This window comes from Isoptericola sp. NPDC056578 (assembly GCF_042793275.1).
Classification (GTDB): domain Bacteria; phylum Actinomycetota; class Actinomycetes; order Actinomycetales; family Cellulomonadaceae; genus Isoptericola.
This window is the reverse complement of sequence record NZ_JBHTVC010000103.1, coordinates 1-7,740: the sequence shown is the minus strand read 5'-3', so window position 1 is coordinate 7,740 and position 7,740 is coordinate 1. Positions and strand designations below refer to the sequence as shown.

The 7,740-nt window shown below is 71.6% G+C and carries 9 protein-coding genes; 6 read left to right on the top strand and 3 right to left on the bottom strand.

Annotation, left to right across the window (positions count from 1 at the left end; translation table 11 throughout):
* Positions 1-26 precede the first annotated feature (26 nt).
* The gene (locus ACFQ80_RS22235; RefSeq protein ID WP_430565173.1) at positions 27-863 is read right to left on the bottom strand and encodes an ABC transporter permease; all 837 of its coding nucleotides are present in this window, start codon (positions 861-863) and stop codon (positions 27-29) included.
* Positions 860-1,891 (bottom strand): ATP-binding cassette domain-containing protein, encoded by a 1,032-nt coding sequence (locus ACFQ80_RS22230; protein ID WP_430548664.1) that lies wholly within the window; start codon positions 1,889-1,891, stop codon positions 860-862. Before ACFQ80_RS22230 ends, ACFQ80_RS22235 begins: the two co-directional genes overlap by 4 nt.
* A gap of 111 nt (positions 1,892-2,002) precedes the next feature.
* Between ACFQ80_RS22230 and ACFQ80_RS22225 the strand changes: the two genes are divergently transcribed.
* Positions 2,003-3,400: a serine hydrolase domain-containing protein gene (locus tag ACFQ80_RS22225; RefSeq protein WP_430565172.1), complete on the top strand. Its 1,398-nt coding sequence runs from the start codon at positions 2,003-2,005 to the stop codon at positions 3,398-3,400.
* A gap of 4 nt (positions 3,401-3,404) precedes the next feature.
* On the opposite strand, the gene ACFQ80_RS22220 is transcribed toward ACFQ80_RS22225, so the two are convergent.
* On the bottom strand, positions 3,405-4,175 hold the full coding sequence (locus ACFQ80_RS22220) for a GntR family transcriptional regulator (protein WP_430565171.1): 771 nt from the start codon (positions 4,173-4,175) through the stop codon (positions 3,405-3,407).
* A 96-nt stretch (positions 4,176-4,271) separates the two neighbouring features.
* On the opposite strand from ACFQ80_RS22220, the gene ACFQ80_RS22215 reads away from it, so the two are divergent.
* From ACFQ80_RS22215 to ehuA, 5 genes are all read left to right on the top strand, one after another.
* Positions 4,272-4,427, top strand: a complete 156-nt coding sequence (locus ACFQ80_RS22215; protein ID WP_430565170.1) for a hypothetical protein — start codon at positions 4,272-4,274, stop codon at positions 4,425-4,427.
* 82 nt (positions 4,428-4,509) lie between these two features.
* Positions 4,510-5,439, top strand: coding sequence for a transporter substrate-binding domain-containing protein (locus ACFQ80_RS22210; RefSeq protein WP_430565169.1), 930 nt, complete (start codon positions 4,510-4,512; stop codon positions 5,437-5,439).
* A gap of 4 nt (positions 5,440-5,443) precedes the next feature.
* Complete coding sequence (locus ACFQ80_RS22205) at positions 5,444-6,190, top strand: amino acid ABC transporter permease (protein ID WP_430565168.1); 747 nt, start codon at positions 5,444-5,446, stop codon at positions 6,188-6,190.
* A complete protein-coding gene (gene ehuD, locus ACFQ80_RS22200) occupies positions 6,187-6,834 on the top strand; it encodes an ectoine/hydroxyectoine ABC transporter permease subunit EhuD (RefSeq protein WP_430565167.1) in 648 nt (215 codons plus the stop codon). The genes ACFQ80_RS22205 and ehuD overlap by 4 nt, the downstream gene beginning before the upstream one ends.
* 28 nt (positions 6,835-6,862) lie before the next feature.
* Complete coding sequence (gene ehuA / locus ACFQ80_RS22195; RefSeq protein WP_430565166.1) at positions 6,863-7,651, top strand: ectoine/hydroxyectoine ABC transporter ATP-binding protein EhuA; 789 nt, start codon at positions 6,863-6,865, stop codon at positions 7,649-7,651.
* Positions 7,652-7,740 lie beyond the last annotated feature (89 nt).

Below are 7,740 nucleotides of genomic sequence, written 5' to 3'. Positions count from 1 at the left end.
GGCCAGAACCATGCTCACGGCGGGCGTCAGTGACGGGTGCGGTACAGGTGCATGGTGATCGGGCCGAAGACGGCGGTGAGGACGACGGAGGCGACGAGCACCCAGACGATCTCGCCGCCGTCGGGGGTGCCGGCCATCAGCCCCCGCACGGCGGTGACGAGGTGGGTCACGGGGTTGATCTCGACGAACCGCTGCAGGGCGGCGGGCATCGTCGACGGGTTCACGAAGATGTTCGACGCGAACGTCAGCGGCATCAGCACCATCATCGACACGCCCATGACGGCGTTCGGCGTGCGCAGCAGCAGCCCTAGGATGGTGAAGATCCAGCTCAGCGAGAAGGCGAAGACGAGCAGCAGCAGCACGCCGAGCACGACGCCGACCACCCCGCCGTTGGGGCGGAACCCGAGGATCAGGCCGAGCCCGATCGTCATGACCGATGCGATCGAGTAGCGCACGGTGTCGCCGAGCAGGGCGCCGACGATGGGCGCGGGCCGCCAGATCGGGAGCGAGCGGAAGCGGTCGAAGACGCCCTTGGTGATGTCGGTGTTGAGCGTGTAGCCCGTGTACACGGTGACGATGACGATGGTCTGCACCAGGATGCCGGGCAGCAGGAACTGGATGTAGGCCGACGTGGACCCGGCGAGCGCGCCGCCGAACAGGTACGTGAACATCAGCGTGAAGATCACGGGGGAGACCAGCACGTCGAACAGCTGCTCGGGCACGTGCTTGATCTTCAGCAGCGCGCGCCACCCGAAGGTCAGGGTCATCGAGAGCGCGGACGGCCGTGCGGGTGGCTCGGTGAGCGCCACGGCCTGGCGCAACGTCGTGGTCGCGATCTCGGCAGGTTCCGCGGACGTGGTCATCGGGACACCTCCTGGGCGTCGGCGGGCTCGGCGGCGTCGTCGGCCGGCAGCGGCTTGCCGGTCAGGGTCAGGAACACCTCGTCGAGGCTCGGCTGACCGAGCGTGAACTCCGGCACGGCGATGCCCGCCTCCCCGAGCGCGGGCAGCAGCTGCGCCACCGAGTCCGCCCCGTCGTCGGGCACGCGGGCCGACAGGGCGTACGGGTCCGTGGGCAGCGTGGGCTCGGTGCCCAGCACCTTCTCGACGACGCTCGCCGCGGCCGACCGCTGGCCGGCGTCGGCCAGCCGCAACGACACCGCCCCCTGGCCCACGGAGCGCTTGAGCTCGGTGGAGGTGCCCTCCGCGATGACGGTGCCGTGGTCGATGACGGCGATGCGGTCGGCGAGCTGGTCGGCCTCCTCGAGGTACTGGGTGGTGAGCAGCACGGTGGCGCCGTCCGCGACGAGCACGCGGACGATGTCCCACACCTGGTTGCGGCTGCGGGGGTCGAGCCCGGTGGTGGGCTCGTCGAGGAACAGCACGCGCGGGGCCAGCACCAGCGACGCGGCCAGGTCGATGCGGCGCCGCATGCCGCCGGAGTAGGTCTTGACCTGCCGGGGGCCGGCGTCCGACAGGCTGAAGGCGTCGAGCAGCCCCTCGACGCGCCGCCGTGCCGCCGTCCCGGTGAACCCGTACAGGCGGGCCAGCATGAGCAGGTTCTCGGTGCCGGTCAGGTCCTCGTCGACGGACGCGTACTGGCCGGTGAGCCCGACGGCGGAGCGGACGGCGTCGGCGTCGGCCACGACGTCGTGCCCGAGCACGCGGGCGGTGCCGGCGTCGGGGCGCAGCAGCGTGGCGAGCATGCGCACGACCGTGGTCTTGCCGGCGCCGTTCGGGCCGAGCAGCCCGAAGACGCTGCCGGTCGGGATCCGCAGGTCGACGCCGTCGACGGCCTTGGTGACCTGCTTGCGGGTGGTGAAGTGCTTGACGAGCCCTCGGGCGTCGACGGCGAGGTCGTCGCGCGGCGGGCCGGGGTCTGACGCGGACATGGGAGCTCCCGGGGTGTCGGTGACGTGCGTCACGTACCAGGCTAGGACGGCCCACCGACGCGGAACTCATCGGCGGGCGCACGGCGCGACCGCCGTGGCAGGGTGTCGCCCATGACGCCGGAGCCCGCGACCCCGCAGCCGTTCGACCCCGACCACCTCGCCGCCTGGGTCGGCACGCAGGCCGGCTTCGCGCGCGTGCCCGGCGTGCAGTACGCGGTCCGCCTCGGGGACGACACCGTCCTCGAGGGCGCGTGGGGCGTCGCGGACGTCACCACCGGGGAGCCGCTGCGCACGGACCACGTGTTCCGGGTGGCGTCGCACTCCAAGACGTTCACGGCGACGGCGGTGGCCCGGCTCGCGGAGCGGGGTGCGCTGCGCCTGGACGATCCGTTCGACGCGCACCTGTCCGAGCTCGCCGGCGCCGCCGTCGGGCGGGTGACCCTGCGCGAGGCGCTCGGCCACACCGGCGGTGTGCGGCGCGACGGCACCGACGCCGACTTCTGGCAGCTCGGCGCGCCGTTCCCGGGGCGGGACGCCCTGGTGGCGGCGGTGCGCGCCGACGGTCCGGTGCTCGGCCGCGGCGAGACGTTCAAGTACTCGAACCTCGCCTACGGGCTGCTGGGGCTGGTGGTCGAGGCGGTGACGGGGACGCCGTTCGGCCGGCACATGCGGGACGATCTCCTCGGCCCGCTCGGGCTGGACCACACGTCCCCCGAGGTGGGGGACGGCGTGCCCGCCGTCGTCGGGCACTCCGCCCTGGGCGTCGCCGACGACGGTCGGCTGCCGGTCGCTCCCGTGCGTACGGGGGCGCTGGCCGCGGCGACGGGGTTCTCCTCGACGGCGTCCGACCTCACGCGGTGGTTCGCGGCGCACGCCGACGGCTCGGACCTGCTGCGGCCGGAGACGCGGCGCCTGCTGCAGCGGGACGAGTCGGCGATCGACCGCCCGCACGCCCGGCCGCGGCGCTACGGCCTGGGCTTCGAGACGCGCGAGATCGAGGGGCGCCGCGTGGTCGGGCACGGCGGCGCGTTCCCGGGCCAGCTCAGCCGCACCTGGGCCGACCCGGCCGGGGGCGTCGTCGTGTCCGTGCTGACGAACGCGGTCGACGGCCCCGCCGACACGATCGCGACCGGTCTGTTCGCGCTGGTCGCGACCGCCCTCGACGCCGGCGAGCCCACGGCCGACGAGGTCGCGGCCCTGGGCCGCAGCACCGGTCGGTTCGCCAACCTGTGGGGGTTGACGGACCTCGTCCGGCTGGGCCGGGACCTGTGGCTGGTCGATCCGCGTCGGGAGGACCCGTTGGCCGGCGCGGAGCGGCTCGTCGTCGACGGCGACGCCCTGCGGCTGCCGGTCGAGCCGGGGTTCGGGGCGCCCGGGGAGCCGGTCGAGGTGCTGCCCGGCGACGACGGCCGCCCGGCGGGGATCGTCGTCGCCGGGGTCACCTCGTGGCGGGCCGAGGAGTACGAGGCCGGGCGCCGCGCGCAGCTCGCCGCCCGGCCCGGGGCGTGAGCGGCTACGGCTCGGGGAACGTCGGGGTGATCGGGTCGAGCCGCGGGGCGGGGGACGGGCGGGGCTCGTCGAACGTCTCGACCGCGATGGTCTCCGGCTCGAGCAGTCGGGCGACGGCGTCGTCGAGGTTGGTGCGGATCGCGGCGACGAGGCCGTCGGCGTCGCGGGCCTCGAAGCGCTCGACCAGCTCGACGTGCGACTCGGCGGCGTCCTTGCGGACCGCGTAGTCCTCGCTGACCGTGAAGCTCGCGATCCGGACCTCCACGATGAGCGTGGTCATCCAGCGCAGCAGCCAGGGGTTGCCGCTCGCGGCGACGATCGACCAGTGCACGTTGAGGTCGGCGTCGCCCACGCGGCGCGCGTCCTCGCTGCGCTCGGCGTCGACGAGGGCGTCGTGCGCGGCGCGGACGGCGGCGACCTGGGCCGGGGTGGCACGCTCGACGGCGAGGGGCGCGGCCGACGTCTCGACGGTCGTGCGCGCCTCGTACAGCGCCCGCACCCGGTCGGCGCCGATGCGCACCACGCTGAGGCCGCGGCCGGGGGTGGAGCGCAGGAGCCCTTCTTGCACCAGGCGCTGCGCGGCCTCGCGGAACGGCCCGCGGCTGACGCCGAGCTGGCTCGACATCTCGACCTCGCGGATGGGTGATCCGACCGGCAGCGCGCCCGAGTAGACGGCGTTGCGCAGCTCGACGGTGATGAGGTCGACCGTCGACGGGCGGGTCACCGGCGACAGGAACGGCGCGCTTCCGACGGGGGCCGGCGACGATGGGGTCATCTGCTCTCCTTCCAGGCGGTCGGGGGCCGTCCGACCGGGACGTATCATCCCGCGCCGCGGCCTCCCGCCAGATCGTGACCCTCTTGTGACCATGGCATGACCGCCTTTTCGGGCGTGCCGAGCCCGTCCGAGGCGGTCGTTCGTCCCGGCAACGCCGCGCTGACCTGCGACGACGCCGAACGGAGCGCGTCGTGGCGGCGCGCCCTCGCTGATTGTAGACAATCCGACATGTGGATACATAGATTGTCGTAGCGTCGGCATCACGGCTACGGTGTCGCACCGTCCAGACCAACGGCCCGGCGCGGACTCTCGCCGGGCGACGAAGGGAGACACCGTGTCGTCCACCAGGACCACGAAGCGCCGCCGGGCGTTCCTCGCAGCCGGTTCCGTGCTCACCATGACCGCGCTGGCCGCCTGCTCGAGCGTCGACGACGGCGGATCGGGTGGCGGCGCGGGCACGACGGTCGAGACGCTCAAGGACGCCGGCACCGTCAACGTCGCGTTCAACGGCGAGAAGCCCTACAGCTACAAGGAGGGCGACGAGCTCACGGGCGCGACGATCGCGCTCGACACGGAGGTCTTCGGCGAGCTCGGGGTCGCCGAGGTCGAGGGCACCCAGACCGAATGGAACTCGCTCATCCCGGGGCTGAACGCCGGCCGCTACGACACCGTGAGCGCGGGGATGTCGATCCTGCCGGAGCGCTGCGAGCAGGCGGCGTTCGCGGAGCCGACCATCATGTACACCACGGCGTTCCTCGTGCCCGAGGGCAACCCCGAGAAGCTCACGGACTGGCAGTCCGTCGAGGACTCCGGCCTCACCATCGCCGTCACGAGCGGCGCGATCGAGGACGGCTACGCCCAGCAGACCGGCGTCAAGACGATCACGGTGGGCGACTCGACCGACGGTCTCAACGCCGTCGTCTCGGGCCGCGCCGACGCCTTCGCGCTGACGGGCATCTCGATCCGGGCGCTCGCCGACAGCACCGACGAGCCGGTCGAGGCCACCGACGCGTTCGTCGCGACCATCGACGGCGTGTCGCAGGTCGGCGCGGGTGCCGAGGTGTTCCGCAAGGGCGACACCGAGTTGCTCGAGGCGTACAACGAGAAGCTCACGCCGATCCTCGAGGACAAGGACAAGTGGCTCGAGATCATGGAGCCGTTCGGCTTCACCGAGGCGGAGTACCCCCCGCCCGGCCTGACCGCGGACATGCTGTGCGAGGGCGACCTCGCGAAGATCTCCGACGAGCTGGGGCTGGATTCCTGACCACATGTCGGATGACTTCCAGGCACTGATCGACCGTCTTCCCCACCTGGGCAACGCCGTCGTCGTCACGCTCGAGATGACGATCGGCGGTGCCGCCCTCGCCATGCTCGTCGCGCTCGTGCTGGGGTTCGGATCGCGCACCCGCTCCCTGTGGGTGCGCGGCCCCTCCCGCGTCGTGATCGAGTTCTTCCGGGGCACCTCGCTGGTGGTCCAGATCTTCTGGCTCTTCTACGTGCTCCCGGTGTTCGGGTTCAAGATGGAGGCGCTCGCCGTCGCGATCGTCGCGCTCGGGCTCAACTACGGCGCCTACGCCGCCGAGGTGGTGCGCGGTTCCATCGAGTCCGTCCCGACCGGCCAGTGGGAGGCCGCGACGGCCCTCAACCTCGGCGCGTTCCACAAGGTGCGCCGCGTGATCTTCCCGCAGGCGTGGGCGCTGATGATCCCGCAGCTCGCCAACCTGCTGATCCAGCTGCTCAAGGGCTCGGCCCTGGCGTTCTACATCACCCTGCACGACGTGTACTGGTGGATCGACGAGTTGCAGCGCGACACGAGGGACACCTTCTTCAGCTACGGCGTCGGTCTCGTCATCTACTTCGTGATCGCGTACGTCCTCACGTGGGGCATGAACTGGCTGGAGGAGCGGGCCAAGCGCCGGCTCGGCCGCGGCACGCGCCCGCGCCTGCGTGACGTCTTCGGCCTCAAGCCGGGCGTCCCGACGGAGATCGCCCGCGTGAAGGGGGGTGTGGCATGAACGACGACGCCATCTGGAACTGGGACACGGCGTGGGAGGTCCTGCCGGCCCTCCTGCGCGGCCTGGTCATCACCATCGAGGCGACGGTCGTGGGCATGGTGATCGCCTCGATCCTCGGGCTGCTCATCGCCCTGGCCATGCGCGCACCGACGCGGTGGGTGCGCGCGCCGCTGCGGTTCGTCGTCGACTTCATCCGCATGACGCCGCTGCTGGTGCAGCTCGTCTTCGTGTGGCTGCTGCTCGTCGACATCCCGCCGCTCGTGATCGGGTTCGGCGTGCTCGGCGTGCACTACGCGACCTACATGTCCGAGGTGTACCGGGCGGGCATCGAGGCGGTGCCGCGCGGCCAGTGGGAGGCGGCCACCGCGCTGAACCTGCCCAAGGGGCGCACCTGGCGGGCCGTCATCCTGCCGCAGGCGATCCGGAACACGCTGCCCGGCCTGGGCAACTACGCGATCTCCATGTTCAAGGAGACGCCGTACCTCTTCGCCATCACGGTCGTGGAGATGTACCAGGCCGCCCAGCAGTACGGCGCCCTGAACTTCTCCTACATCGAGCCGCTGACCCTGGTCGGGCTGCTCTTCCTGCTGGTGAGCTACCCGACGTCGCTGCTGGTACGCCGGATGGAGACGCGCCTTGCCTGACCCGACGACCTCCCCTGGGAGCCAGAACATGAGCAACACCTCGAACGGCACCCCTGCCATCGAGTTCCGCGACGTCACCAAGCGCTTCGGCGACAACGTGGTGCTCGACGGCCTGAACTTCTCGGTCGCGCAGGGCGACCGCGTGACGCTGATCGGCCCGTCCGGCTCCGGCAAGACGACGATCCTGCGCCTGCTGATGACCCTCGAGGAGGCGAACGGCGGGCTCATCCTCATCGACGGCGACCCCTACACGCACGAGTACAAGGGCGACAAGTGGGTCGAGGTCCCGGAGAAGCGGCGCCGTGTCGTGCGCAACCGGGTGGGGATGGTCTTCCAGCAGTTCAACCTGTTCCCCAACATGACCGTGCTGGAGAACATCATCGAGGCGCCGATCCACGTGCTCGGCAAGAGCAAGGCCGAGGCGGTCCAGCGGGCGGAGGAGCTGCTCGAGCAGGTCGGCATGACCGACAAGCGGGACTTCAAGACCAACCAGCTCTCGGGCGGTCAGCAGCAGCGTGTCGCCATCGCGCGGGCGCTCGCCATGGACCCGGAGATCCTGCTGCTCGACGAGGTGACCTCGGCGCTCGACCCGGAGATCGTGGCCGACGTGCTCGGCGTGCTCCGCGAGATCGCCCGCACCACGGACATCACGATGCTGCTCGTGACCCACGAGATGCAGTTCGCCCGCGACGTCTCGAACCGCGTGCTGATGTTCGACCACGGCAAGATCATCGAGGAGGCCGACCCCGAGACGATGTTCACGCACCCCAAGCACGAGCGCACCCAGGAGTTCCTCAAGGCCGTGCTCGGGGGCTGACCCTCTCAGCGCCGAACAGGCGGTTGCTCCCGTTCTCGCGCGTCACGGCGCGTGAGAGCGGGAGCAACCGCCTGTTCGGCGTTCGGAGG

Coding starts and splice junctions, on each gene's coding strand:
- ACFQ80_RS22235 (WP_430565173.1), bottom strand. CDS start 863: ATGACCACGTCCGCGGAACCTGCCGAGATCGCGACCACGACGTTGCGC.
- ACFQ80_RS22230 (WP_430548664.1), bottom strand. CDS start 1,891: ATGTCCGCGTCAGACCCCGGCCCGCCGCGCGACGACCTCGCCGTCGAC.
- ACFQ80_RS22225 (WP_430565172.1), top strand. CDS start 2,003: ATGACGCCGGAGCCCGCGACCCCGCAGCCGTTCGACCCCGACCACCTC.
- ACFQ80_RS22220 (WP_430565171.1), bottom strand. CDS start 4,175: ATGACCCCATCGTCGCCGGCCCCCGTCGGAAGCGCGCCGTTCCTGTCG.
- ACFQ80_RS22215 (WP_430565170.1), top strand. CDS start 4,272: ATGACCGCCTTTTCGGGCGTGCCGAGCCCGTCCGAGGCGGTCGTTCGT.
- ACFQ80_RS22205 (WP_430565168.1), top strand. CDS start 5,444: ATGTCGGATGACTTCCAGGCACTGATCGACCGTCTTCCCCACCTGGGC.
- ehuD (WP_430565167.1), top strand. CDS start 6,187: ATGAACGACGACGCCATCTGGAACTGGGACACGGCGTGGGAGGTCCTG.
- ehuA (WP_430565166.1), top strand. CDS start 6,863: ATGAGCAACACCTCGAACGGCACCCCTGCCATCGAGTTCCGCGACGTC.